The organism is Lysinibacillus sp. RU7, from assembly GCF_057837305.1.
In genome coordinates this window covers 1-253 of record NZ_JBYQFK010000207.1, presented here as the reverse complement: position 1 = coordinate 253, position 253 = coordinate 1, and the positions used below count along the sequence as shown (strand labels likewise).

Below are 253 nucleotides of genomic sequence, written 5' to 3'. Positions count from 1 at the left end.
GATTTGCGAATCGAGCGAGGCGATCAGCCAGCCATGCTCGAACAGTTTCGGTAGATACGGCGAGAACGCCGGCGTGCGCGTATTGCCGGTCTGGAAGCGGCCGATCTCGGCTTCCAGGTCACGTTGCAGCGCGACCAGGTCGATGCCGCTGGCGCGGGCGGCCACGGCAAAGTCGCTGCGGCGGTTTTCCAGCAGCGCCAGGAACAGGTGTTCGAGATCGACCTCGTAATTGCCGCGCGCCATGCACAGCGAC

Annotated in this window: 1 protein-coding gene; it reads right to left on the bottom strand. The window is 64.4% G+C overall.

Annotation, left to right across the window (positions count from 1 at the left end; all coding sequences use genetic code 11):
* The coding region (locus tag AC3II9_RS22120) for a Clp protease N-terminal domain-containing protein (RefSeq protein ID WP_489158884.1) at nucleotides 1-253 on the bottom strand (253 nt) is incomplete at both ends.